At 71.5% G+C, this 25,208-nt stretch carries 24 protein-coding genes and 2 tRNA genes; 7 read left to right on the top strand and 19 right to left on the bottom strand.

What is annotated here, in order from left to right; translation table 11 throughout:
* Positions 1 to 47: 47 nt before the first annotated feature.
* The gene (locus C8K30_RS22555; protein WP_199230644.1) at positions 48 to 902 is read left to right on the top strand and encodes a LysR family transcriptional regulator; all 855 of its coding nucleotides are present in this window, start codon (positions 48 to 50) and stop codon (positions 900 to 902) included.
* Positions 903 to 921: 19 nt separating this feature from the next.
* On the opposite strand, the gene C8K30_RS22550 is transcribed toward C8K30_RS22555, so the two are convergent.
* From C8K30_RS22550 to C8K30_RS22535, 4 genes are all read right to left on the bottom strand, one after another.
* Positions 922 to 1,548, bottom strand: a complete 627-nt coding sequence (locus C8K30_RS22550) for a GyrI-like domain-containing protein (protein ID WP_108495124.1) — start codon at positions 1,546 to 1,548, stop codon at positions 922 to 924.
* Positions 1,549 to 1,560: 12 nt separating this feature from the next.
* A complete protein-coding gene (locus C8K30_RS22545; protein ID WP_108495123.1) occupies positions 1,561 to 2,112 on the bottom strand; it encodes a hypothetical protein in 552 nt (183 codons plus the stop codon).
* Positions 2,113 to 2,229: 117 nt separating this feature from the next.
* A tRNA-Ala gene (locus C8K30_RS22540) sits at positions 2,230 to 2,305 on the bottom strand.
* Positions 2,306 to 2,419: 114 nt separating this feature from the next.
* On the bottom strand, positions 2,420 to 3,046 hold the full coding sequence (locus C8K30_RS22535) for a superoxide dismutase (protein ID WP_108495122.1): 627 nt from the start codon (positions 3,044 to 3,046) through the stop codon (positions 2,420 to 2,422).
* A 151-nt stretch (positions 3,047 to 3,197) separates the two neighbouring features.
* On the opposite strand from C8K30_RS22535, the gene C8K30_RS22530 reads away from it, so the two are divergent.
* Positions 3,198 to 3,716: a hypothetical protein gene (locus C8K30_RS22530; RefSeq protein WP_108495121.1), complete on the top strand. Its 519-nt coding sequence runs from the start codon at positions 3,198 to 3,200 to the stop codon at positions 3,714 to 3,716.
* 255 nt (positions 3,717 to 3,971) lie between these two features.
* On the opposite strand, the gene C8K30_RS22525 is transcribed toward C8K30_RS22530, so the two are convergent.
* The 11 genes from C8K30_RS22525 to rplU all read right to left on the bottom strand — a co-directional run bounded on the left by C8K30_RS22525 (position 3,972) and on the right by rplU (position 12,628).
* Positions 3,972 to 4,044, bottom strand: a tRNA-Ala gene (locus tag C8K30_RS22525).
* Between the two features lie 139 nt (positions 4,045 to 4,183).
* Entirely contained in the window at positions 4,184 to 4,849 is a 666-nt protein-coding gene (locus C8K30_RS22520; RefSeq protein WP_108495120.1) for a histidine phosphatase family protein, read from the bottom strand.
* On the bottom strand, positions 4,846 to 5,286 hold the full coding sequence (gene rsfS, locus C8K30_RS22515; RefSeq protein ID WP_108495119.1) for a ribosome silencing factor: 441 nt from the start codon (positions 5,284 to 5,286) through the stop codon (positions 4,846 to 4,848). The genes C8K30_RS22520 and rsfS overlap by 4 nt, the downstream gene beginning before the upstream one ends.
* Positions 5,283 to 6,455, bottom strand: a complete 1,173-nt coding sequence (locus C8K30_RS31700) for a hypothetical protein (RefSeq protein ID WP_146197565.1) — start codon at positions 6,453 to 6,455, stop codon at positions 5,283 to 5,285. The genes rsfS and C8K30_RS31700 overlap by 4 nt, the downstream gene beginning before the upstream one ends.
* Positions 6,448 to 7,062, bottom strand: a complete 615-nt coding sequence (gene nadD, locus C8K30_RS22505) for a nicotinate-nucleotide adenylyltransferase (RefSeq protein ID WP_108495117.1) — start codon at positions 7,060 to 7,062, stop codon at positions 6,448 to 6,450. Before nadD ends, C8K30_RS31700 begins: the two co-directional genes overlap by 8 nt.
* A gap of 44 nt (positions 7,063 to 7,106) precedes the next feature.
* A complete protein-coding gene (locus C8K30_RS31025) occupies positions 7,107 to 7,259 on the bottom strand; it encodes a hypothetical protein (protein WP_199230643.1) in 153 nt (50 codons plus the stop codon).
* Between the two features lie 126 nt (positions 7,260 to 7,385).
* A complete protein-coding gene (locus C8K30_RS22500) occupies positions 7,386 to 8,732 on the bottom strand; it encodes a glutamate-5-semialdehyde dehydrogenase (protein WP_233257374.1) in 1,347 nt (448 codons plus the stop codon).
* A 179-nt stretch (positions 8,733 to 8,911) separates the two neighbouring features.
* Complete coding sequence (gene proB, locus C8K30_RS22495; protein ID WP_108495250.1) at positions 8,912 to 10,108, bottom strand: glutamate 5-kinase; 1,197 nt, start codon at positions 10,106 to 10,108, stop codon at positions 8,912 to 8,914.
* 234 nt (positions 10,109 to 10,342) lie between these two features.
* On the bottom strand, positions 10,343 to 11,860 hold the full coding sequence (obgE, locus tag C8K30_RS22490; RefSeq protein ID WP_108495116.1) for a GTPase ObgE: 1,518 nt from the start codon (positions 11,858 to 11,860) through the stop codon (positions 10,343 to 10,345).
* A gap of 112 nt (positions 11,861 to 11,972) precedes the next feature.
* A complete protein-coding gene (gene rpmA, locus C8K30_RS22485; protein WP_108495115.1) occupies positions 11,973 to 12,230 on the bottom strand; it encodes a 50S ribosomal protein L27 in 258 nt (85 codons plus the stop codon).
* Between the two features lie 89 nt (positions 12,231 to 12,319).
* Positions 12,320 to 12,628 (bottom strand): 50S ribosomal protein L21, encoded by a 309-nt coding sequence (gene rplU, locus C8K30_RS22480; protein WP_108495114.1) that lies wholly within the window; start codon positions 12,626 to 12,628, stop codon positions 12,320 to 12,322.
* Positions 12,629 to 12,939: 311 nt separating this feature from the next.
* Between rplU and C8K30_RS22475 the strand changes: the two genes are divergently transcribed.
* Positions 12,940 to 13,530 (top strand): protein-L-isoaspartate O-methyltransferase, encoded by a 591-nt coding sequence (locus tag C8K30_RS22475; RefSeq protein ID WP_108495113.1) that lies wholly within the window; start codon positions 12,940 to 12,942, stop codon positions 13,528 to 13,530.
* Positions 13,531 to 13,726: 196 nt separating this feature from the next.
* Positions 13,727 to 14,836: an acyl-CoA desaturase gene (locus C8K30_RS22470; RefSeq protein WP_233257373.1), complete on the top strand. Its 1,110-nt coding sequence runs from the start codon at positions 13,727 to 13,729 to the stop codon at positions 14,834 to 14,836.
* Positions 14,837 to 14,902: 66 nt separating this feature from the next.
* On the opposite strand, the gene C8K30_RS22465 is transcribed toward C8K30_RS22470, so the two are convergent.
* A complete protein-coding gene (locus C8K30_RS22465) occupies positions 14,903 to 15,559 on the bottom strand; it encodes a thymidine kinase (protein ID WP_108495112.1) in 657 nt (218 codons plus the stop codon).
* Positions 15,560 to 15,611: 52 nt separating this feature from the next.
* Between C8K30_RS22465 and C8K30_RS22460 the strand changes: the two genes are divergently transcribed.
* Entirely contained in the window at positions 15,612 to 16,262 is a 651-nt protein-coding gene (locus C8K30_RS22460; RefSeq protein ID WP_158281100.1) for an alpha/beta fold hydrolase, read from the top strand.
* Here C8K30_RS22460 and C8K30_RS22455 read toward each other — a convergent pair.
* The 3 genes from C8K30_RS22455 to C8K30_RS22445 form a co-directional block, all read right to left on the bottom strand.
* The gene (locus tag C8K30_RS22455) at positions 16,247 to 16,933 is read right to left on the bottom strand and encodes a GNAT family N-acetyltransferase (RefSeq protein ID WP_233257372.1); all 687 of its coding nucleotides are present in this window, start codon (positions 16,931 to 16,933) and stop codon (positions 16,247 to 16,249) included. The genes C8K30_RS22460 and C8K30_RS22455 overlap by 16 nt on opposite strands.
* 125 nt (positions 16,934 to 17,058) lie before the next feature.
* On the bottom strand, positions 17,059 to 18,207 hold the full coding sequence (locus C8K30_RS22450) for an acyltransferase (protein ID WP_108495110.1): 1,149 nt from the start codon (positions 18,205 to 18,207) through the stop codon (positions 17,059 to 17,061).
* 197 nt (positions 18,208 to 18,404) lie between these two features.
* Complete coding sequence (locus tag C8K30_RS22445) at positions 18,405 to 22,169, bottom strand: Rne/Rng family ribonuclease (RefSeq protein WP_369940867.1); 3,765 nt, start codon at positions 22,167 to 22,169, stop codon at positions 18,405 to 18,407.
* Positions 22,170 to 22,606: 437 nt separating this feature from the next.
* On the opposite strand from C8K30_RS22445, the gene C8K30_RS22440 reads away from it, so the two are divergent.
* The gene (locus C8K30_RS22440; RefSeq protein ID WP_108495108.1) at positions 22,607 to 24,103 is read left to right on the top strand and encodes a cytochrome ubiquinol oxidase subunit I; all 1,497 of its coding nucleotides are present in this window, start codon (positions 22,607 to 22,609) and stop codon (positions 24,101 to 24,103) included.
* A 55-nt stretch (positions 24,104 to 24,158) separates the two neighbouring features.
* Entirely contained in the window at positions 24,159 to 25,208 is a 1,050-nt protein-coding gene (gene cydB / locus C8K30_RS22435; protein ID WP_108495107.1) for a cytochrome d ubiquinol oxidase subunit II, read from the top strand.

The following is a 25,208-nucleotide window of genomic DNA, read 5'->3' as shown; positions in this document are numbered from 1 at the left end:
CGATGCCGGGATCAGGATCTCTGATGGGCCAGGGAGATACTGGCCCCGTGGACACCCGCGCCCTGCTCAGCCTGGCCACCGTCGTCGAGACCGGTTCGTTCTCCCGCGCCGCCAGGAGCCTGGGCTTCACCCAGTCCGCCGTCTCCCAGCACATCGCCGGCCTCGAGAAGACGGCGGGGACCCCGCTGCTCACCCGGCGTCCGACGGTCGCCCCGACGCCGGCCGGCCGGGAGTTCCTCCGGCACGCCCGGCAGATCCTGGCGCACGAGCAGGCCGCGCGAGCCGCGGTCGCCCGGGTGACGGGCCGGGACGCGAACGCGCCAGTATCCGTGGCGGTCACGCCCGGCACGGAGCACCTCGTCCCGGTGACCGGCCGGCTCGCCGCCGTCGTCGTGGACGACGCCGCCGCGGCGGCCGCCGCCCTCACGTCCGGGCGGGCGGACGTCGCCGTCGTCGACGGGATCGCCGCGCCGGGCGACCCGTTGCCCGGATCCGGCCCGGACCTGGTCGTCAGAGTCGTGGCTGAGGCGCCGGTCGGGGCGCTCCTCCCGGCCGACCACCCGCTGGCGGGGCGGGAAGGGCTCGACCTGGCGACCCTCACCGACGCGCGGTGGCTGGACACGTCCGGCACCGCCTGCTCGACGTCGGACCTCTCCTCCGCCGCCCGGCTCCGCCTGCGGCGCGGCGCCACCTACACCGGGACCTCGGCGGAAACCGTCGCGGCCCTGGTCCGCGCGGGCCACGGGCTGCACGCCGCACCCGCAACCACCGGCGCGCCCGCCGGCCTCGCGATCGTGCCGCTCGCCGCTCCGCGGCTCGTGCACAGGATCGAGGTACGGGTCCACGCACCGACACGAGCGGCCGTGCTGGCGGTGGCCGACGCCGTCGGAACCGCGCGGTGAGCCGCTGCTGGGCGCCGTGCTACCCGGCGGAGGCGCTGACCGGCTGCCGGAGAATCGTGCGCTGCTTCTCGGGCGCAGTCTTGCGGAAGTCGCTGAGGTAGATCTCGTGGTGCCTGCCGACCCTGCTGAGCCCGTTGTCGGGGATGAACTCGTCGTGCATCCGCGCGAGCACTTCCGCCTCCGAGTCGAAGGAGCCGACGTGCAGCGTCTGCACGCAGCGCCCCTCGGACAGCGTCTCCAGGCGGACGTCGCCGAGCCGAGCCGGGTTACTCTTCCCCCGGACCTGCTCGACGGCAGCGGCGAACATCTCCCGGTCGATCCAGTCCGGCAGCATGATCATCAGCGTCCAGTCCCAGCGCGACTTGTCGCGTGCGGCGGTGAAGGAGGCCATGTCCTCGGCCCACCACAGCCCCTCCAGCGGCATGACGACGTAGTCGCGGCCGAGCTCCCGCTTGCTCGCGAACTTCAGCGTGTAGGCCACCGGGTAGAGCGCTTCGACCGCTTCGGTGAAGGCCGGCGAGGTGTTCGGGTCCCCGTGCCCGTCGACCATGAGGTATTGCAGGTCAGGGACATCGACGATCCGGAACCGGCCCACCTTCGCCTGGTAGGCGTCGAGGCTCTTCTTGAAATCAGTCTTCTCTGACATCGGTCGTTCACACTACGCCGACGGCGGCCCCCCGGTCACCCAAAAGCCCGTCTCGTTCTCCTCGGAGTAGAACCAGCCGCCGGGCCAGGGCCGCCACCTGGCAGAGATCTCGTCCACGAACCCGTCAGCATCGCTGACCACCAGGACGCGCGCCTCGTCGAGGGGCCGCTTCAGCATCTGGTCGATGTCGGGATCGCGAACCATCTCGACGCCGCGGTCGGCGAGGATGCGGTGCGCGTCCACCAGCCGCAGCGGTGGGGCAGCTATGGGCCGGTCGGCGATGACCTCGGGAAGGACCAGCGGTTCATCACCACGGAGTTCGATCGTGATGGAGGCCAGCGCGGTGTCGCGCGCAGCACCACGGCGGATCTTGGGCTCCCTGATGAAACATCTCATCGTGAGCTCGAGCGGAGAGTAGCGGTAGAACTGGAAGCAGTCGTCGCCCTGCCCGCTCTTGATCCTGCGCGGCTCTCCGATCCGTTCGACGACGTCGTCCGGGGACATGCCCAGGACCAGCGGCCCCAGTGTCCCGGTTCGACAGAACTCAATCAGCAGCTCGTCCATGTCCCGCCTTCTTCTAGTGGATCCGCGCCCTGAACGCCAAAGAGGCCCCACCCAGGAAACCTGGTCGGGGCCTCGAAAGAGGAGTTCGTGCGCGTATGTAATTTGTGAGAATCGAATTGGTGGAGCTGGGGGGACTCGAACCCCCGACCCCCTGCATGCCATGCAGGTGCGCTACCAGCTGCGCCACAGCCCCAACAGGTGTTCGCCCTGGTGGGCGAGCGTCGCAAGCCTAGACCAATTCGGCCCGTCGGACCAAAGCGGCCAGCCGGCCGCGCGACGCCGCCGACCAGGGCGGACTCCTCAGCGGTCACGCCGCCGTGATGAGACTCCCGGTGGCCGCGCGTGCCCGGTCGAGGCGCCCGGCGACGTCGGACCAGTTGGCCAGGTTCCAGAACGCCTTGACGTAGTCGGCCTTGACGTTGAGGTAGTCCAGGTAGAACGCGTGCTCCCACATGTCGAGCATCAGCAGCGGGGTGACGCCCAGCGGCACGTTCGCCTGCTGGTCGAACAGCTGGAACACCAGCAGCCGCCCGCCGATGCTGTCCCAGCCGAGCACTGCCCACCCGGAGCCCTGGATGCCGGTGGCCACCGCCGCGAAGTGCGCCTTGAACGCCGCGAAGCTGCCGAACTGGTCGATGATCGCCGCCGCGAGCTCGCCGTCCGGCTCGCCGCCGCCGTCGGGCGAGAGGTTGTGCCAGAACACCGTGTGGTTGGTGTGCCCGCCCAGGTTGAACGCGAGGTTCTTCTCGTGCAGGTTCACTGCGGCGAGGTCGCCGGTCTCGCGGGCCTGGGCCAGCGCGTCGAGCGCGGCGTTGGCGCCGGCCACGTACGCGGCGTGGTGCTTGTCGTGGTGCAGCTCCATGATCCGCCCGCTGATGTGCGGCTCGAGCGCCGCGTAGTCGTAGGGCAGGTCAGGCAGGGTGTAGACGGGCATTTCCTCGTCCTCTCGTCGAATGCTTCCGACGCTAGAACCTCAACTGCGGTTGAGGTCAACGAGCCGCCACGGTGATCGTCGACACACGGGGCGGGCGCCGCCGTCCGCGGCGCGCCTTGTGCGCACCTGCTGATCCGACCAGACTTCGCGGGTGCCCGAACTCGTGCGTATCGACCTGCCCGGCATGGGCTCCGGCTTCACTCTCCGCCAGCTGGATCGCTACCTGCGGGTGGAACACATGGAGTTTCCGGCTGTCGACGGCCGGGTGTGGCTCTTCCGCGGGATGGCCCAGCTGCATGACTTCCTCGCGACCGACCCGCACTGGCGCGATCTCGTAGGCCTCGACCATCGAGAGCTCGACCCGGAACGGGCCACGCGATACGACCTGTGGCAGATGGTCGACGGCACCCTGCGCTGGGGCACCGGGGACGAGGCCGGCCCGTGCAGCGACCTGTGCGTCGAGCTCGCCTTCCACACCGGATCCATGGAGGTGCTCGACGAGCTCGGTCCCGGCTTGGGCGACCTCTACGGCGTCATGGACGCGCGGACGTGGCGGCGCATCATGCCCATCCTCGTGTCCCTGCTCCGGTTCTGGGACGAACCCGATAGGCCAGTTGATCCCGACGCCGTCCACGAGGCCATCAACGCGAGCTTCTTCCACAGCCCCTGACCTCGCGCCGGTATCAGCGACCTGGCGTCCCGTCCGGGGCCGGGTCACCGCAGAACTCGAGCGAGACGAGCGCGAAGGCCGCATCCTGAGCGGCCGGGCCCTGCGTGAGCCCCTGGTCTGGTTGACGGCGACCGTGATCTGGCGCCCGCTTCGAGGGCTGGTGAAGCTGTACGTGCCGTGAGCGGCCGGACCGGACCCGGGCACGAAAAAAGCCCCACCATCAGGTGGGGCAACTTTCGGCCTGCTCAACTTCGGTGGAGCTGGGGGGACTCGAACCCCCGACCCCCTGCATGCCATGCAGGTGCGCTACCAGCTGCGCCACAGCCCCGAAATGGTCTCCCCCAGCCAGCAGGCCGGGCGAGCGTCGTTAGTCTATGCAGACCGACGCCAGGGACCAAATCAAAACCGGCGTGCGTTCCATCACGCCGCCCAGCACCTGGCCAGTTACCCGGCCGGGCAGCCGATCGTCAGGGCCTGGACTCCGGTCCCGACTGCCACGTGTCGAGCGGGTATCCGGCACCCACGTTGTGTGCCACGAGCCGCCACGCCGGCGTCGCCCCCGGCGCGGAGGCGTGCAGGTGCGACCAGTGCACGTTGTGCAGGCCGTGCAGCCCGCGCCACGCCACGGGGTCCAGACCCAGCAGACGCGTGATCCCCTGCGTGATCGCCGACCCGTGCGACACCACCACGAGCGTCTCCCCCTGGCTCAGGGTGTCGGCGTGCCGCAGCACGGCCTCCGCCATGCGCCGCGCGACGACGCCCTTGGACTCGACGCCCGCCGCCGCAGGCTCTCCGCCGCTGCGCCAGACCGCGTGCTCCTCCGGCCAGCGCTCGGCGATCTCGGCGTCGGTCAGACCCTCCCAGCCGCCGAAGGACCGCTCGCGCAGCCCGGCGTCGGTCACGACGTCCAGGCTCAGGTGCCGCGCGTACGCGGCGGCTGTGTCCCGGGCGCGCTGCAGGTCGCTGGCCACCACGAGGGATGCCTTGTGCGACGCCGCGAGGGCCGTCGCGCCCTGCTCCGCCTGCCAGCGGCCGACCTCGTCGAGCGGGATGTCGATCTGCCCCTGCAGTCGCAGGCCCGCGTTGTACGCCGTGCGCGCGTGGCGCAGGAGGACGACCGTTCCCGCCGTCACCGGCGCGCGTCCCCGGCGAGGTGGATCGCGCCGCCGTCGTCGGGATCGCGGTACTCGGTGGCGTCGCCGCCGCCGCGTGCGTCCTCGGGGAGCGGGATCGCCGGGCAGTCCTTCCACAGTCGCTCGAGCGCGTAGTAGGTGCGGTCCTCGGCGTGCTGCACGTGCACGACGATGTCGCCGAAGTCGATCAGCACCCAGCGTGCCTCGGACTTGCCCTCTCGCCGGATCGGCTTGACGCCCTCCTTGAAGAGCGCCTCCTCGACGGCGTCGACGATCGCGGAGACCTGACGCTCGCTCGCGCCGGACGCGATGAGGAAGACGTCGGTGAGGACGAGCTGCTCGCTCACGTCGAGCGCGATGATCTCCTGCGCCTTGATGTCGCTCGCTGCCCGCGCAGCGATGATCGCGAGCTCTGTCGCGCGCTCTGTCGCCGTCATGCCGCACCACCTCCCATGAAGCCGGGCAACCCGCCCGACAGAGTGCCCAGCAGAGCCGCGGCCTGGTCCGTATCGGGGTAGCCCTGGTCGCCCTGGAGCACGAGCTTCCAGATCAGGAGACCCAGCACGAACGCCACGACCACCAGGATGATGTAGTGCAGCCAGGTGTACTGCGGACCCTCGTCCTCCTCCTCGTCCCACTCCTCCTCCACCTCGCGGCGGGAGGCACGGGACGGTGCGACCGGGCCAGCAGGGAACTGGCCCGGAGCGCCGGGGCGCTGCTGGCCGGGGCCGCCCATCGGGCCGCTGCTGGGGCCACCGGGACCACCGGGCCCGGCCGGACCGCCAGGTCCGGGGCGTCCGGGGAACGGGGAACCGGGAGCCGCGGGCGCGCCGCCAGGCGGCAAGGACTGCGGGGCCACCTGGGTACTTGCCTCCCACGGGAGGGCGGGCGCGCTGCCCGACACCGCACCGCTGGGCGGGGCACCGGCCGGGCGGCCCGGGGCACCCGGGCGCTGCTGGCCGAGGCCGCCAGGCGCGCCGGGTCCCGGAACGCCAGGACCCGGGGCACCGGGGCGGGTGCCGAACGGCGACGGCGGCGGCTGGGTCGGGGCGGGTGCGGCGGCACCCCACTGCGACGTCTGACCGGGGTCACCGGGCCTGCCGGGACCGCCGGGGGCCTGGGGCGCACTCGGCGCGAACCGCCCGGACCGGCCCTGCTGGGGGGCGGGCGCCACGGGCGCGGCGGACGAACGGGAGCCGAACGGGCTGGGCGGTCCGCCCTGCTGGCCGGGACCACCCGGGGCGCCACCGTGGCCGCCGGGGGCGCCCGGACCGGACGGAGCGCCCGGCCGGCCCTGGCCGGGCCCGCCCTGCCCGTAGGGCGGCGGGTTACCACCAGGCTGCTGCACCGGCGTGAGCCGACCGGTCGCGTCCACACCGCGCGAGCCACCCGTCGCCTGCGGGGGGCGGGCGACGGGAGGGTTCGGCGACCAGCCGCCCTCGGGCGCGGGCGCGCCGCGGTGCGGAGGCTGCGGCGGCTGCCCGCCCTGGGGCGGGTACCCGCCACCGCTGGCACCGCTGCCACCGCCGGCAGCGGCGGCCGCAGCAGCAGCCTCACGCTCGCGGATCTCGCGGCGCGTCATGGGACGACCCTTGTTGTCACTCATCGTGAAGACCTCGATACAGTCCGTGCTTGGCGATGTACTGGACCACGCCGTCAGGCACCAGATACCAGACCGGCAAACCCTCCTCGGCCCGACGACGACAGTCGGTCGAGGAGATAGCTAGCGCAGGAACCTCGAGCGTCGTCACACCGTCCCGAGGAAGCCCGTCCACGGTGAGCATGTGCCCAGGCCGTGTGACAGCGACGAAGTGTGCCATGTCCCAGAGCTTCTCGGCATCCTTCCACCGAAGAATCTGCTGGATGGCATCTGCTCCCGAGATGAAATAGAGGTCCGCCTCCGGGCGTTGAGCGCGCAGATCGCGGAGGGTGTCCACCGTGTAGGTGAGGCCCGCCCGGTCGATATCGACGCGGCTCACCGTGAACCGCGGGTTCGACGCCGTGGCGATCACCGTCATGAGATAGCGGTGCTCCGCCGGGGTGACCCGCTGCTGCTGCTTGAATCCCGGCCGACCCGTGGGGACGAAGACGACCTCGTCCAGCTCCAGCTGCGCGACCGCCTCGCTCGCGGCCACGAGGTGACCGTGGTGGATGGGATCGAACGTGCCGCCCATCACTCCGATGCGCGGCCTGGTCCCAGTGGGGGCACTCATACGGTGGGTGCGCTCATCTGGTCGTCAGGCTCCCGTCTGGTGGATCAGTGCCGGTTGCCGACGTTGCGGAACGCGTACGTCACGAGCAGGGCGGCCACGAGCGCACCGAAGGCGATCAGGCCGAGCACGATCGGCGCGATCGGCTCGTTGACGTGCTCCGAAGCGGCCTCGGCGGCCAGAACGGCATTGTGCAGCACGGGGGTTCCTCCCAGTCGGACGTGCTCAGGTGGGCTTTAGTCTCTCACGGACGAATTGCGGCGAGTACACCGCGACACTGGGTCGCAAGGAGATCCTGGGGAGGTCTCCGGGACGCCAACACGCCCTCATGGCTTGACGTGCCCGTCACCCGTTACGACCCACTTGGTGGTCGTGAGCTCGGTCAGTCCCATGGGGCCGCGCGCATGCAGCTTTTGCGTGGATATGCCGATCTCGGCACCCAGGCCGAGCTCGCCGCCGTCGGTGAACCGGGTCGACGCGTTCACCATCACGGCCGCCGAGTCCACCTCCGCGACGAACCGGTCCGCCGCGGCGATGTCCCGCGTCACGATCGCCTCGGTGTGCCCGGAGGACCAGGTGCGGATGTGCTCGATCGCCTCGTCGAGCGACGGCACCACCCGCACCCCGAGCTCCAGCGCCAGGTACTCCGTTGCCCAGTCCTCGTCCGTGGCGGGAACCATGTCGGCGCCGTCGGGGGCAAAGGACATCGCTGCCGGGTCCCCGTGCAGCACCACGCCGGCGTCGGACAGCGCGGCGAGCGCCGCCGGGAGGAAGGCCGGGGCGGCGTCCTCGTGGACGAGCAGCGTCTCGGCGGCGTTGCAGACGCCGACCCGCTGGGTCTTGGCGTTCATCACGATCGCCACGGCCATGTCGACGTCGGCCGTCGCGTCCACGTAGACGTGCACGTTGCCCACGCCCGTCTCGATGACGGGCACCAGGGACTCGCGCACGACGGTCTGGATGAGGTCGGCGCCGCCGCGCGGGATGAGCACGTCCACCAGGCCGCGAGCGCGCATGAGCGCCACACCGCCTTCGCGGCCGTAGGCGTCGATCGACTGGACCAGGTCGGCGGGCAGGCCCCGCGTCTCCAGCGCGCCCTGCATCACCGCGACGATCACCGCGTTGGACGACGCCGCCGCGCTGCCCCCGCGCAGGATCACCGCGTTGCCGGACTTCAGGGCCAGGCCCGCGGCGTCGACGGTCACGTTGGGGCGGGCCTCGTAGATCATGCCGACCACGCCCATCGGGACGCGCACCTGGCGCAGGCGCAGGCCGTTCGGCAGGGTCTGCCCGCGCACCACCTCGCCGACCGGGTCGGGCAGCCCCGAGACGTCGCGCAGCGCGTCCGCGATCTGCCCGATCCGCTCGGGGGTCAGGGCGAGCCGGTCCAGCAGCCCGTCGGACATCCCGCTGGCGCGGCCCCGCTCCAGGTCCTCGGCGTTGGCGGCCACGATCTTGTCCGTGGCCGCCACCAGCGCGTCCGCGACGGCGCCGAGGGCGGCGTCCTTGGTCATGCGGTTCGCCGTGGCCAGGGTGCGCGAGGCGACCTTGGCCCGCCGGGCCACGTCGCGCACCGCGGTGGTGACGTCTCCGGTGCCCGACGGCGGCGGCGTGGCCGCCCCGGCGCTCTCGCCTCCGGTAGGTGCCGCCTTGTCCTGGCTCACGATCGTCATGCTCCGAGAGTACGTCGGGCGAGGGTGGAAACCGAGGGCGATTCCGGGGTGCGGACGCGCGGCGACGGACCGAACTCGGCGAGATCGGTCCGTTGCCTCGAGATCGGTCAACCGATGGACCGATCTCGAGGCAAAGGACCGAAGTCAGGGTCAGATCAGTGCAACCAGGCCGGTCAGCCTCATCGGCCGGGCTCCAGCACCAGGTCGTCCCGGTGCACGACCACGCGGTCGTACCCCTCCCCCAGCTCCTCGCGCAGCGCGTAGGTGGAGCGTCCGATCAGCGCGGGGAGGTCGCTCGCGTCGAAGGCGACGAGCCCCCGGGCGACCACGGCGCCGTCCGGCGCGACGAGCTCGACCGGGTCGCCCGCGTCGAACTGGCCCTCGGCCCTGGTGATCCCGGCGGGCAGCAGGGACGCTCGGCCGCCGAGGACGGCGCGCGCGGCGCCGTCGTCCAGGTGGAGGCGGCCCTCCGTGCGGGCGGCGTGCGCGATCCACAGCCGGCGCGCCGACGTGCGGCGGCCGGTCGCCGTGAAGAACGTGCCGACGTCGTCCCCGGCGAGCGCGGCGGCCGCGTTGGCGGTGAGCGTGAGGACGGCGGGGACGCCGGCGCCGGTCGCGATCCGCACCGACTCCAGCTTGGTGACCATGCCGCCTGTCCCGACGGCGCTGCCGCGTGCGGTCACCTCGACGCCCGAGATCTCCGCGAGGTCCTCGACCAGCGGGATGCGACGGGCGCCGGGGCGTGACGGCGGGGCGTCGTGCAGGCCGTCGACGTCGGTCAGGAGCAGCAGGGCGTCCGCGCGCACCAGGTGCGACACGAGCGCTGCGAGGCGGTCGTTGTCGCCGAACTTCAGCTCGTCGGTGGTGACGGCGTCGTTCTCGTTGATGACCGGCACGACCCCGAGCGCCAGCAGGCGGTCCAGCGCGCGCTGCGCGTTGCGGTAGCGGGCGCGGCGGACGGTGTCCTCGGCCGTGAGCAGGATCTGCCCGATCTGGATGCCGAACGCCGCGAACTCCTCCTGGTACCGGCCCACGAGCTGCCCCTGGCCCACGGAGGCCGCTGCCTGCATCGTGGCGAGGTCCCGCGGCCTGGTGCCCAGCCCGAGCGGGCCGATGCCCGCCGAGACGGCGCCCGAGGTGACCAGCACGACCTGGGCTCCCGCGGCCTGCCGGGCGGCCAGCACCTCGACCACCCCGCGCAGCGCGCCGACGTCGAGGTGCCCGTCCGGGCCGGTGAGCGACGACGAGCCGATCTTGACCACCACGCGCCGGGCGGTGGCGATCGCGGACCGGGGGCCCGGGACGGCCTGGGCGTCCGGGCGGTCCTGGAGGTCCGGGGCGTCGTGGGGGTTCACCGAGGGGTCGAGGGAGTTCACACCCTCATCCTCTCCGTACTGCCGCCCGAACCGCGCGGTCATTTCACGCTCCGGGACCCGCACAGTGTCGAGAACCAGAGCGAAGTAGAACCTGGCGAAGTAGAACCAGGGCGAGAACCAAGGCGAGATAGAACCGTGGCTCGCTGCAGTTCTTTCTCGCCCTGGTTCTGTGAAGTCTCACGACATCGTGGACATCTCGCCCTGGTTTTGTCTCGCCCTACTTCGGCGGACTGGTCAGTCGGTGTCCGGGTCGGTCCAGTGGCCGGCCTCGCGCTCGGTCCACAGCTCGCGCCGGGCCTCGGTCTTGGCGTCCATGCGCTCGGTGAACTCGCGGCGCTTGTCGCCGCGCGTGGGCCGCTCGTTCTGGTCGAGCCGCAGGTCGGTGCCGCGGCCGCCGAGCAGCTCCGGACCGGTCTGCAGCGTGGGCTCCCAGTCGAAGACGACGGCGTTGTTCGGGTCGCCGATGCGCACCTCGTCGCCCGCGACGGCGCCGGCCTTGAACAGCCCGTCCTCGACGCCGAGCTTCGCGAGCCGGTCCGCGAGGAAGCCGACGGCCTCGTCGTTGCTGAAGTCGGTCTGGCGCACCCAGCGCTCCGGCTTGGTGCCGCGTACCTCGAACCAGTAGTCGGTCTCGCCGCCCAGCCGGCGCACGGTGAACTTCGACTCGTTCACGGCGCGCGGGCGCAGCACGATCGGTGCGGGCTCCGGCGGGGGCGCGTCGGCGCGGGCCTTCTCGACGACCTCGGCCAGGGCGAACTTCAGCTCGCGCAGGCCCTCGTGGGACGCGGTGGAGATCTCGAAGACGCGCAGCCCGCGCGCCTCCAGGTCGGCCTTCACGAAGTCGGCGAGCTCGCGCGCCTCGGGCACGTCGATCTTGTTGAGCACCACGAGCCGGGGGCGCTCGCCCAGCGGCACGCGGCCGCCCGTGATGCCGATGTCCCCGGAGTAGCTGGCGAGCTCGGCCTCGATCACGTCGAGGTCGCTGATCGGGTCGCGGCCCGGCTCCAGCGTGGCGCAGTCCAGCACGTGCACGATCATCGCCGTCCGCTCGATGTGCCGCAGGAACTCCAGGCCCAGGCCCTTGCCCTCGCTCGCGCCCGGGATCAGGCCCGGCACGTCCGCGACGGTGAACCGCGACTGGCCGGCCTGCACGACGCCGAGGTTCGGCACCAGGGTCGTGAACGGGTAGTCCGCGATCTTCGGCCGCGCGGCGGAGATGGCGGCGATCAGCGACGACTTGCCGGCGCTCGGGAAGCCCACGAGCGCGACGTCGGCGATCGTCTTGACCTCGAGCTCGATGTCGGCGGTCTCGCCCTCCTCGCCGAGCAGCGCGAAGCCCGGGGCCTTGCGCTTCGGCGACGACAGCGCCCGGTTGCCCAGGCCGCCCTTGCCGCCCGCCGCGACGACGTACTCGGCGCCGTCACCCACGAGGTCGACCAGGACGTTGCCGTCGAGGTCCTTCACGACGGTGCCGTCCGGCACCTTCAGGACCAGGTCGCCGCCCTTGGCGCCGTCCCGGTCGTCGCCCATCCCCTGGGTGCCCGACGTCGCTCGCCGGTGCGGCGAGTGGTGGTACTCCAGCAGGGTGGTGGTGTTCGCGTCGACGACCAGCTTCACCGTGCCGCCGTCGCCGCCGTTGCCGCCGTCCGGCCCCGCGAGGGGCTTGAACTTCTCGCGGCGGATCGAGGCGCAGCCGTTCCCGCCGTTACCGCCGGCGGCGTGTAGAACCACTCGGTCTACGAAGCTGGCCATGTCTCGATCCTCTCAAGTACTGCTCAGGCAGAGCTGCTCGGTGCGAGCCGCTCGGAAAAAGACGAAGGGGGCGCACCGTCACCGGTGCGCCCCCTTACGCGGAAGCCGGTACTCAGGCCTCGACTGTCACGATGTCGATGACCTTGCGGCCACGACGCGCACCGAACTGAACGGCGCCGGGGGTGAGGGCGAACAGCGTGTCGTCCTTGCCGCGGCCCACGTTGATGCCGGGGTGGAAGTGGGTGCCGCGCTGGCGGACGATGATCTCGCCGGCCTTCACGACCTGGCCACCGAAGCGCTTCACGCCGAGGCGCTGGGCGTTGGAGTCACGACCGTTGCGCGAGGAGCTCGCGCCCTTCTTGTGTGCCATCTCAGGACCTGTCTTTCGGGACGAAGTAGAAGAAGAAGTATCGGGATCACGCGCGGGCTCACTCGGTCAGAGGAGGCCCGCAGCGGAAGTCACTTGATGCCGGTGACCTTGAGGCGGGTCAGCGACTGGCGGTGGCCCTGGCGCTTGCGGTAACCGGTCTTGTTCTTGTACTTGAGGATCGTGATCTTGGGACCCTTCTCGTCCCGCACGACCTCAGCGGTGACCTTGACCTTCGCCAGCTTCTTCGCGTCGGTGGTCACCTTCTCCCCGTCCACGAGCAGGAGGGCCGGGAGCTCAACGGTCTCACCGGCAGTCGCCTGGACACGGTCCATGACGACGATGGTCCCGACGGACACCTTCTCCTGGCGGCCACCAGCCTTGACGATCGCGTACACCACGTTCAACTCATCTCTCTAGTCTTGGCGTGCGCGCACGACGGAATTCACCGGCTTTGCTGTGACTCGCTCCGCCGCGGCGGTCGAGTGCGATGCGCCATGGGCACGCAGGACGGGTGCGCAAGACAGCACACCGAAGCACAAGGTTACGCGATGCCCTCCAGGGGTTCAAACCGGTGACCACGTGGCCTTGGCCACCATCCGCAGCTCGCCCCTGCCGCTCACCTCTGCAGTCCTCATCCGGCACCCTGCCGCCGTCAGGCACTTGGCGACCGCGACCCGCCTGTGCCTACCCTGGGCTCAGGTGATACCTGATGGTCTCCGAACCAGCGGTCGAACACGACGACATCGCCCGGGCGATGCGCGCCATACCCCGCCGCGACTTCCTGCCGCGCTCCCAGCGTCCCTTCGCGGGCCAGGACCAGCCGCTGCCGATCGGGCGCGGCCAGACGTCCTCGCAGCCCGCCACCGTCGCCGCCATGCTGCGCCTGCTGCGCGTCCCGCTGGGCGCCCGCGTGCTCGACGTCGGCGCGGGCTCCGGCTGGACGACGGCGCTGCTCGCCTACCTGACAGGGCCGCAGGGCTGGGTGCTCGGCGTCGAACGCGACAGCCGGCTCGCCGAGTGGGGCGCCGGCAACGTCGAGCGCACCGGGATGGGCTGGGCGACGCTCGTGCATGCGGCGCCCGGGGTGCTCGGCTACCCGCGGAAGAACGGCTGGGACCGGATCCTGGTGTCGGCGTCGGCCGCCGCGCTGCCGCGCGCGCTGGTGAACCAGGTCGGGATCGGCGGCCGCATGGTCATCCCCGTCCGGACGACGCTGCTGCTGATCGAGCGCCTCCCGGACGGGCGCACCCGCGCAACCGACCACGGCGGCTACCGCTTCGTGCCGCTCGTCGAGGACTGACGCCGGGTCAGTGCAATCAGGCTGACCCACTAATGGCAGGTTCAGGTCAACACCCCGTCTAGAACCCTTCGCGAGGCATCCACAACTGCCCCTCGCGGCCGTAACCTACGGTCCCGTAGGCTCGGGGCCATCTGCATGATGGGCGAACCGTCCAACTCCACGGCTGGGAAGTCGAACCCGAGCATGTGAGGACCACATGGCCCAAGCTGCCCCTATCGTTCGCGACGGCTTCCGCCCGACCAAGCCCCGCGATCCCGACGCCGAGCCGGTGACCAGCACCTACTCGTCGCTGGCACGTACCGTGCGCGACGCAGGGCTGCTCCACCGGGCTCACCACTACTACGCCTGGACCCTCGCCGCGCTCACTGTCGCGTTCGGCGGGATCGTCACCGGGTTCGTACTGCTGGGCGACTCCTGGCTCCAGCTCCTGATGGCCGGGGCGCTCGGCCTGGTGCTGACGCAGTTCGCGTTCGTGGCGCACGAGGCGTCGCACCGCCAGGTCTTCGAGTCCGGGCCGCGCAACGACCGCGTGGGCCGCCTCCTCGCCAACGCGGTGGTCGGCATCAGCTACTCGTGGTGGATGAACAAGCACACCCGGCACCACGCCAACCCGAACAAGGTCGACAAGGACCCGGACATCGCGAACGACACGATCGCGTTCACCGAGGACGGCGTCCGGCAGAACCGCGGGCTCAAGCGGTGGATCAACCGGTACCAGGGCTGGCTGTTCTTCCCCCTGCTCACGCTCGAGGGCCTGAACCTGCACGTCACGTCGATCCGCTCGCTGTTCCAGGGGCCGCCCGAGACCCTGCGGGCTCGCATCCGCGAGCTCGTCATCATCACGGTCCGGCTCTCCGCCTACATCGCGATCCTGTTCTGGGCACTGCCGCCCGGGCTGGCCTTCGCGTTCTTCGGCGTGCAGATGGCCGTGTTCGGCGTCTACATGGGTGCGTCGTTCGCGCCCAACCACAAGGGCATGGCGATCATCCCCGCGGACAGCCGCATCGACTTCCTGTCCAAGCAGGTCCTGACCTCGCGGAACATCCGCGGCGGGTGGTTCATGAACATCCTCATGGGCGGGCTCAACTTCCAGATCGAGCACCACCTGTTCCCGAGCATGCCGCGCCCCCACCTCATCCGGACCGCCGAGATCGTCCGGGAGCACTGCGCGAACCTCGGTATCCCCTACACCGAGACGAGCCTGGCCCAGTCGTACCTGATCGTCGTCAACTACCTCAACCGGGTGGGGCTCGCCGCGCGCGACCCGTTCGACTGCCCGCAGTACAAGCTGATGCGCAAGGTCTGAGCCGGCCTCGCCGAGAGCTGGCTATTTGTCGGGCCGGCAGCACCTGACCCGACAGATGGCCAGCACTCAGCGAGTGGGGGCGTTGTGCCTGCGGCAGCGCGCCTCGTACGACTCCGACCCACCCACGTGCGCCGCGACCGGCACGAGCGCGTCGCCGGGGTGGGTGGGCTCGGCGGGGATGGGGTCCGACGCCGACGGCGCTCCCGGCACCCGGGCGTGGAACGCGGCGTCCGCGCCGCAGACGGAGCACACCGCGGTGAGCTTCTCAACGGACTCGGCGAGCGCCATGAGCTCGGGCAGGGGCGCGAAGGGCTGCCCGTCGAACGTGACCGACAGCCCCGCGACGACCACCACGAGACCGCGGTCCGCGAGCTCCGAGACCACGGGCACGAGGCCGACGCCGAAGAACTGAGCCTCGTCGATGGCGACGAGCTCGGTCTCGGTGACGGTCTCGGCGTCGGTTGCGGGGTCGGTTGCGGGGTCGGCGTCGAGCAGGGCGGGGATCTCCGCGGCGTCCGACACCGCGTGCGACGGCAGGCCCGCCCCCGAGTGCGACGTGACGCGGCCGGTCCCCCGCCGGGTGTCCAGGGCATGGTTCACCAGCAGCACACCGCGCCGCGCGATCCGGGCGCGGCGCACCCGCCGCAGCAGCTCCTCGGACTTGCCCGCGAACATGGGACCGGCGATCACCTCGAGGCGCCCAGCGCCCAGGCCGTCTTTCATAGGATCCAGTCAAGCATTCGTCAGCTTGACCGGCCCCGCTAAGTTGATCGGCATGGACACCGACGTCGATACCGTGCTGTTCCTGCCCGGGCTGGGCGCCGGCGCCGATCCGTGGGAGGCGCAGCTGAGCGCGCTGCCCGCCGGGCTCACCGGCCTGGCCCCGGACATCCCCGGGCTCGACCAGGCGGCGACGCCCGGCAGGTTCACGTTCGCGGGTGCGACGCGCTCCCTGCGCGACCTGCTCGACGAGCACGGCGTCGAACGCGCTCATGTCTGCGGGCTGTCGCTCGGCGCGATGACGGCCACCCAGCTCGCGCTCGACTTTCCCGAGCGGGTCGCCTCCCTCGTGCTCTCGGGCAGCCAGGTGCGCCCGCCGCCCGCCCTCATGCTGATCCAGCGCGCCATCGTCCGGATGCTGCCGGAGAGCACCGCCGCGGGCATGGCGATGACCAAGGCGCAGTGGCTCGGCGCCCTCGAGGTGATCGCGGACGTGAACTTCCGCGACGGGCTGGCGAGCATCCAGGCGCCGACCCTCGTGCTGTGCGGCAGCCGCGACCTCGCCAACATCGCGCCGGCCCGGGAGCTCGCCGCGACGATCCCGAACGCCGAGCTCCGCATGATCCCGCGCGCCGGCCACCCGTGGAACCAACAGTTTCCGGAGCTCTTCTCCCGGACCATCGCCGACTTCTACGCCGGGCTGTAGCCCGGCCGACGCCCCGGCAGCTCGCGCCACTCGTCCCGCAGCACACCCATGACCACCGAGTCGTGGCGGACGCCGTCGACGACCCTGGCCTGCCGGAACCGCGCCTCCTCCACGAAGCCCAGTGCCCGGCCGACACCGAGCATCGCCCGGTTGCCGGACCATGTAGCGAAGTCCAGCCGCACCCACGGCGTGCGCTGGAACAGGAACGACGTCCACAGGGACAGAGCCGCACGCCCGATCCCCCGGCCGCGTTCCGCCGGGTCGTACACGGTGACGCCCAAGCGGGCCCATTCCGTCTCGCGCGACTCCCAGTACCAGGCGACGGTCCCGACCAGCTCGCCACCGACGTCGACGACGAGCCGGCCGGGCGGCAGGCTCTCGGGATCTGACGTCGGCGCGTCCGGCGGTGCGGCGGACGCCGGCGCGGCAGGCCCCGACGTCGGAGCTGCTGTCGTCGGCCACGTCAGATCGTTGCTCCGGGCCAGCTTCGCGACCAGGACATCGGCTTGCTCGCCGGTCGGGACCGGGTAGTAGGGGCCGTCCCAACGATGCCAGTCGTGCTCGGGGCGCAACCATGCGCGATAGGCGTCGAGGTCAGGACCGGTCCAGCCGCGGAGGGTCACGACCATTCCGCCGGGAGTCACGGAGCGGGCGTAAGTCTCGGATGTCACGCGCCTGATCCTCGCCGAGCCCCGGTCCCGCCGGAAGTCCTTTTCCACCAAGCACTTGGGCATGCTTTCCGGTCCGGGAGCATGCCCAAGTGCTTGGTGGAAGCGGACATCGCCTGACCCGCGTGCTACAGCACCCGCGCCACGCCCGGGATGCGTCGCAGCAGGTAGGCGAACCCCCAGCACAGCGGCACCGCTAGCACCATGAGGATCAGGAACTTAACGCCCGCCGGGGCGACCAGCGGCGCGAAGAGCATCGCGACGCCGACCAGCACCAACGGGTGGATCACGTACACCGCGAACGAGTTCTGCGCGGCGAGCCTCGCCCACGCGGGCTGACCGGAGAACTTCTCCCGGAACAGCACCAGCAGCGCGACGATCGCGCTCACCGCGAAGACGTTCTCGGCAAGGCTGGCGCCCAGCAGGGCAAGGGCCCCGGCGCCGGGCGCCGTCGCGAGGGCGACCGTTCCGAGCGCCAGTCCCACGCTGACGAGCGCCACGACCAGCGCCACCCGGCCCTGCCGCCCGGTGAGCGCGGCGAGCCACCCGCGCCGGGTCGCCAGCAGGCCGACCACGAAGAGGATCACGTACTGCGGCAGGTACGCCGGCGAGGGCAGCCCGACGGCCGTCCAGTAGGTTCCGGTCGGCACCACGAGCCGCCACAGGAACGACACGACCGTCAGCAGCGCCACGAGCCCGGCGATCGTGCGGAAGCTGACGGGGCGGGGCTCGGCATCGACCACGGTGCGCGCCCCGGCGTCGGCCACCTCGGTCCGGGCGGCGGACCGGGCGCGAAGCGCACGGAAGGCGGCGTACGCGAGCGACATCACCAGGAGCACCTCGACGAACCACAGCGGTCCGACGTCGCCCACGGTGAACCAGAACTGCAGGAACGACTCCCCCTGCGCCCTGCGGTCCGGCCACTGCGGAAGCGACAGTACCGGCCGCGCCACCAGCCAGAACGCCACCAGCGGGACCCCGAGGCGGATCAGCCGGTCCCGGGCGAAGGCGCCCGGCCCCTTGCGGTCCACCGACCCGGGGGTGAACAGGCCGGAGAGCAGGAAGAAGAAGCCCATGAAGTAGAACTGGTTGACGATCACGAACAGCATCAGCGCGATGCCCGAGGGGCTGTCGCTCGGCTCGGTCCAGTACCAGATCGGGAGCGCGCCGTAGGTCACGGCGCTGTGGTGCGCCAGGACCAGCACGGTCAGCAGGATCCGCAGGTTGTCGACGTACCCCAGGCGGGTGGTTGTCGGCCTCGCGGCGGTCGTTGTCATCTCGGTCTCCAGTCATCGCCGGCGATCTACTTCGTTGGTTCGTTACTCGACTAATGAACCATAGAACGTCGACCGCCCGCAAGCAGATTTGGCGAGGAGGGCTCCGGGCGCAAAAAACGAGGGCCGCCACCTCTCGGTGGCGACCCTCGTCGGGATCAGGTCAGCGGCCCAGGAGCCGCGCCCAGAAACCCTTCTGCTTAGGCGACCTCGTCGCCGGCTCCTTTGGGCGGTTCCGGCTGCCCAGTGCCGGAGCCCCCCTCCGGCGCATCGCTTGCCGACCGTGCGGCGTCCGCCGCCGAGTCAGTGGAGTCGGGTGAGTCCGGAGAGCCGGGCGAGCCGCCCGACGTCGACGAAGCGGCGAAGCCGGACGGAGCGGCCGCGGCCGAGTCCCCGGCGGGCAGCTGGATCTCGTCCAGGGACGCGGGACCGTCCTCCGAAGCGTCCTTCGTCTCGTGCGCGTGCTGCGCCGCGGCCGCGATCGTGGCGAGCGTGGCCTTGACGGCCTCGCGGGCCTCGGAACGCTCCTCGGGCAGGCTGGCGACCGGCGCCGCCGGCTCCAGCAGCGGGGCCGACTTCTCCTTGACGTCCTTGCCGCGCTTGCGGCGCGAACGCGCCGTGCGCGGGCTCTCCTCGGCCGACGCCGGAGCGCCGCCTGAACCCACACCGTTGCCCGACTTCTCGATCGGCTCGTCGTGCACGATGAACCCGCGGCCCTTGCAGTGCTCGCACGTCTCGGAGAACGCCTCCACGAGGCCCTGGCCCACACGCTTGCGCGTCATCTGGACCAGACCGAGCGACGTCACCTCCGCCACCTGGTGCTTGGTGCGGTCCCGGCCGAGGCACTCGACCAGGCGGCGCAGCACCAGGTCACGGTTGGACTCGAGCACCATGTCGATGAAGTCGATGACGATGATGCCGCCGATGTCGCGCAGCCGGAGCTGGCGCACGATCTCCTCGGCCGCCTCGAGGTTGTTCCGCGTGACGGTCTCCTCGAGCGTGCCGCCCGCACCGGTGAACTTGCCGGTGTTGACGTCCACGACCGTCATGGCCTCGGTGCGGTCGATGACCAGCGAGCCGCCGGAAGGCAGCCAGACCTTGCGGTCCATGCCCTTGGCGAGCTGCTCGTCCACGCGGTGCACGTGGAACACGTCGGTGTTCTCGGCCCACTTGGACACGCGCTCGCGCAGGTCCGGGGCGAGCTCCTCGACGTAGTGCGCGATCTCGTCCCACGCGCCCTCGCCCTGCACCACGAGCGACGAGAAGTCGTCGTTGAAGATGTCACGGACCACGCGGATCGCCATGTCCGGCTCGCCCTGGAGCAGGGCCGGGGCGTTCGCCTTCTTGGCCTTGGCCTGGATGGCGTCCCACTGGCCCTGCAGGCGCTCGACGTCGGCGCGCAGCTCGTCCTCGCTCGCCCCCTCGGCAGCGGTGCGCACGATGACGCCCGCACCCTCGGGGACCACCTCGCGGAGGATCTTCTTCAGGCGCGACCGCTCGGTGTCGGGCAGCTTGCGGCTGATGCCGGTCATACCGCCGCCCGGCACGAACACCAGGTAGCGGCCGGCCAGGGTGACCTGGCTCGTGAGCCGGGCACCCTTGTGGCCGATCGGGTCCTTGGTGACCTGCACGAGCACCGAGTCGCCCGACTTCAGCGCCTGCTCGATCCGGCGCGGCTGGCCCTCAAGACCGGCCGCGTCCCAGTTGACCTCGCCCGCGTACAGCACGGCGTTGCGGCCCTTGCCGACGTCGACGAACGCGGCCTCCATGGACGGCAGCACGTTCTGCACGCGGCCCAGGTACACGTTGCCGGCCATCGACGCCTGCGACTGCTGCGAGACGTAGTGCTCCACGAGCACGCCGTCCTCCAGCACCGCGATCTGCGTGCGGCCGTCCTTCTCGCGCACGATCATCGACCGCTGCACCGACTCGCGGCGGGCCAGGAACTCGGCCTCGGTGATGATCTGGCGGCGCCGTCCGTGGTCGCGACCCTCGCGGCGACGCTGACGCTTCGCCTCGAGGCGCGTGGAGCCCTTGAGCGCGGTGACCTCGTCGCTGCGGCCCGAGTCGCTCCGGCTCGACCGGACGGCGGCGGCCTCGGCACGCTCGCCCCGGGTACCCCGGCGGCGCCGGCGACGACGGCGGCTGCCGCCCTCACCGTCGCTCTCGCCCTCGGCGTCCTGGGCCGCGTCCTCGGCGTCGCCCTCCTCCTCGTCGGCAGACGCCTGCGCGTCCTCCTCGGAGTCGTCGTCCTGGTCCTCGTCAGCGGAGTCGTCCATGTCGTCCGACCGGTTCGCGCGGCCGCCGCGGCGACCCCGTCCACCCCGACGACGACGGCGGCGCGACGGGCGCACCTCCTCGTCGTCGTACTCCTCGAAGTCCGCCGGGGCGAGCTCCTCGAGCTCGATGCCCTCGGCGGCCAGCTCGTCCTCGATCGCGCCGACCTCTTCCACGGCGGCCGCGTCGTCCTCGCTCAGCTCGGCGGCGACGAACTGCGGGGTCGCCGGGACGATCGCGTCGCGGGGCGTCTCGCCGGCGTCGTCGCCCGTGGGCTCGGCGTCCGCGTCGGTCCGCGTGCGGCTCGGCGCGATGTCCTCGGCGCTGGGCCGAGCGGCCGGCTCGGCGCTCGGGCCCGTGCGGCGCACGGCCCGGCGGGACCCGGACCTGCGCGTGCGGGGCTCCGCGGTGGTCTCCGGCTGGGCCTCGGCGCGGGCCTCTGCGGGCGCCTCGGCGACGGGCTCGGCGGCCCGGGGTGCCGGCTCGGCAGCGACCGGCTCGACGGGGCGAGCGATCGGGCGGGCGAACTGCGGCGTCAGGTCCTGCGGGCGCGGCGGCCCGGCGGGAGCCTGTGCGCGGCGCGAACGGCGCGCCGCCGACTCGTCCGGCGCCTGGAAGAGCAGCGCCGTCGTGGCGAGGCGCGGGACGCGCGTGCCCGAGGTCGTCGCGGCGGTCGACGCAGGCTGCGCGGGCGCCGCCGGCGCCTCGGCCGCGGGCGCCTCCGCGGGCTCGTCCGCCGGACGACGGCCGCGGCGCGCGCGGGTCCTCGAGGCGGGCTCGGCCGGGGCCTCCTCGGCCGACACCTCAGCTGCGGACGCCGCCAGGGCCTCCTCGACCGGCGTCGTCTCGGCGAACGGCTCCACGGCCGGCTCGGCCGAGGCGGGCTTGCGGCGCGACCGGGCGCGCTTGGGGGCGGGCTCGGCGGCCGGCTCCACGGTGTCGGCCGCTTCAGTCGCCTCGGCCTTCTTGCGGGTGCGGCGCTTCGGCGCGGCCTTCTCGGCCTGCGCGACGGGCTCCGCCGCCGGGCCGCCGGGGAGGACGATGTCGTCGAGGCTCGCGACCTCGCGGACCGGGGCCTCGCCGGTCGCCACGGGCTCCGGGAGCACGATGTCGAGCGGGGCGGGCTCCTCGGCCGCAACCTCGGGCTCGGTCGTGTCGGCCGGCTCAGGCTCGGTCGTCTCAGGCTCGGCCGCGTCGACCGGCTCGGGCACGGTGGCCTCGGGCTCGGTGCCGACGGCGACGTCGGCAGTGATTTCCGTCTCAGTCGGCGCGAGCGCCTCCGCCGGGGCGGGCTCGGCGGCGACCGGCTCGGCCGCCGTCGGCTCGGTGGCGGGCGCCGCAGCCGGCTCGGGAGCCGTGGGCGAGGACACGCCACGCGTGGCCCGACGACGAGGGCGCTTGGCGGTCGGCTCGGCGGCGGAGCCCGCGGAGGTCGCCACGGCGGCGGTGCCGGCCGTGGTCACGGGCTGGGCCTCGGCCGGGGCCGCGGAGGTGTCGGACGAACCGACGACGATGGGCTCGACGGCCGCCGTCGAGACGACGGACCGGGTGGCCCGACGACGCGGGCGCTTGGTCGGCGTCGATTCCGCCGGAGCCTCCCCACCAGTGGTGACCTGGGCGTTCGCCTCAGGTGCGTCGTGATCATCCTGTGACCCGATGGTCGAACCGGTGGTGCTGGAAGGCGTCACGTTGGGTGCTCCTGTAGCCGGCGTCCGCTCCACACCACGCGGACCGCCAAGCGGTCGGTCGTCCGGCGGATGCATCGCGGCGAAGCGACACACCTGGACGGAAGTCTCGGCTGCGGCCCTGTTCCTGCGATCTTCGCGGACGCCTGCGGCCACGTTCTGTCGTGACAGCGGCACCGCGTGCGGATCGCGGGCAGTGTTGGACTCTGCAGGCCGCGCAGGGATGTGGGCCTGCGCGGGTTCGTCCAGTATCGCACAAGAGATCGGGCCTGCCCTGCCTGAGCCGGAGCCGTGGTCCAACGTCCGGGAACATCCGTGTACAGTGCCTTGTGAAGACATTCACAAGCGACGGATTCGCCCCGCGACAACGCGCGGACCTGCCACATCAGGCCTAGCGTCCAGAGGGACAGAGCCGTTCGGAGACATCACAGGAGCCCGGAGTGGAAGCTCTCGACCTGGCACGCTGGCAGTTCGGCATCACCACCGTCTATCACTTCATCTTCGTGCCGCTCACGATCGGGCTCGCGCCCCTGGTGGCGATCATGCAGACGGCCTGGGTCCGGACGGGGAACGAGCGGTGGCTCAAGCTGACGAAGTTCTTCGGGAAGCTCTTCCTGATCAACTTCGCGCTCGGCGTCGTCACGGGCATCGTGCAGGAGTTCCAGTTCGGGATGAACTGGAGCGAGTACTCCCGGTTCGTCGGCGACGTGTTCGGCGCCCCGCTCGCCATGGAGGCCCTCGCCGCGTTCTTCGTGGAGTCGACGTTCCTCGGCCTGTGGATCTTCGGCTGGGACCGGCTGAGCAAGCGCCTGCACCTGGCCTGCATCTGGGCGGTCGCCGTCGCCGTGAACCTGTCGGCCTTCTTCATCCTGGCCGCCAACTCGTGGATGCAGCACCCGGTCGGCGCCCGGTACAACCCCGAGACCGGCCGCGCCGAGATGGAGTCCATCTGGGTGATCCTCGCCAACAACACGCTGTGGGCGGCCTTCCCGCACGCGGTGGCGGCGGCGTTCCTCACGGCCGGGACCTTCGTGGCCGGGATCGCCGCGTGGTGGATGGTGCGGCTGGCCCGGACCAAGCGGGCGGAGTCGATCGAGCTGGCCCGGAACGTGTACCGCCCCGCCGTGATCCTGGGCACCGTCGTCATGCTGGTCGCGGGCGTCGGCGTCGCGCTGACGGGCGATGCCCAGGGCAAGCTGATGTTCGAGCAGCAGCCGGGAAAGATGGCGTCGGCCGAGGCGCTGTGCGAGGGCGAGGAGGCGGCGAACTTCTCGATCCTCACGATCGGCGACCTGTCCAACTCGTGCGAGGGCGTGCGGCACATCCTGGAGGTGCCCGGCCTGGCCAGCTACCTCGGCACCGGCCACTTCTCCGGGCCGGAGAGCTTCCTGCCCGGCGTCAACGACGTGCAGGAGCAGTACTCCGAGCGGTTCGGCGAGACCGACGATGCCGGTAACCCCATCTCGTACACGCCGAACCTCGCCGTCACCTACTGGAGCTTCCGGCTCATGATCGGGTTCGCCGCCGGGTCCGTGCTGCTCGCCCTGGCCGCCCTCTGGTTCACCCGCGGCGGCCGGGTCAGCGACAACAAGTGGCTTGCCCGCATCGGGATCGCAGCGATCCCCACGCCGTTCCTCGCCTCGTCGTTCGGGTGGATCTTCACCGAGATGGGGCGCCAGCCCTGGGTGGTGGCCCCGAACCCCACGGGCATCGACCAGATCCGGCTGCTCACCATGCGCGGCGTCTCAGAGGTGGTGAGTCCCGGCATGGTGCTCACCTCGATGATCGTCTTCACCCTGCTCTACGGCGCGCTCGCCGTGATCTGGTACCGCCTCATGCACCGGTACGCGATCGAGGGCGTGCCCACGACGGTCCGCGACGAGTCGCCCGAGGCCGCGGACGACGACTCCGACCGGCCGCTCTCGTTCGCCTACTGACCCCCTGAACGACTCAGACACAGACCTAGACACAGACTGAGACAAGGACGTGACCGTGGACCTCGCACTCGTGTGGTTCTTTATCATCGCGGTCCTCTGGACCGGGTACCTCGTGCTCGAGGGGTTCGACTTCGGCGTCGGGATGCTGATGTCCCTGCTCCCCCGCGGGGACAAGGCGCACCGGGAGAAGGAGCGGCGCGTGCTGGTGAACAGCATCGGGCCGGTGTGGGACGGCAACGAGGTGTGGCTGCTCACCGCGGGCGGCGCCACCTTCGCGGCGTTCCCCGAGTGGTACGCCACCCTGTTCTCCGGCTTCTACCTGCCGCTGCTGATCATCCTGGTCGCGCTCATCGTGCGCGGCGTCGCCTTCGAGTACCGCGGCAAGATCGCCGACGCCGTCTGGGCGCGCCGCTGCGACCTCGCGATCCAGGTGGGCTCCTGGGTGCCCGCCGTGCTGTGGGGCGTGGCGTTCGCCAACCTGGTCCGCGGCGTCCAGCTGGACGAGGCGCACCAGTACGTGGGCGGTTTCTGGGCCCTGATCAACCCGTTCTCGCTGCTCGGCGGCCTGACGACGCTCGTGCTGTTCCTGCTGCACGGCTCCGTGTTCGTGGCGCTCAAGACCGACGGCGAGATCCGGGCCCGGGCGCGCAGGTTCGCCGGCGTGCTGTCGGTCGCGGCCCTGCTGGTCGCCGGCGGGTGGGCCGTCTGGGCGCAGGTCGCGTTCTCCGTCACCTGGACGTGGGCCGTCGTGGTGGTGGCCGCGCTCGCCCTGGTCGGCGTCGTGCTGACGAACCGCGTGGGGCGCGAGGGCTGGGCGTTCGGGCTCTCCGCCGTGACGATCATCGCGGCAGTGGTGCTGATCTTCGGGTCCATGTACCCCGACGTCATGCCCGGCCTGGACGGGGGCCCTTCGCTGAGCATCGCCGAGGCGTCGTCGACCCCGTACACGTTGACCGTCATGACCTGGGTGGCCGTGGTGCTCACACCGCTGGTGATCCTGTACCAGGGGTGGACGTACTGGGTGTTCCGGCGCCGGCTCACGGTGGACCACATCCCCGCTCCGGCAGGGCTGACCTGGAAGAAGATCAAGGAGTCGGCGTTCTGA

It is taken from the genome of Promicromonospora sp. AC04, assembly GCF_003058225.1.
Lineage (GTDB): Bacteria > Actinomycetota > Actinomycetes > Actinomycetales > Cellulomonadaceae > Promicromonospora.
Note: the sequence above shows the minus strand (reverse complement) of the source record. Positions and strands in the feature narration are given on the sequence as shown.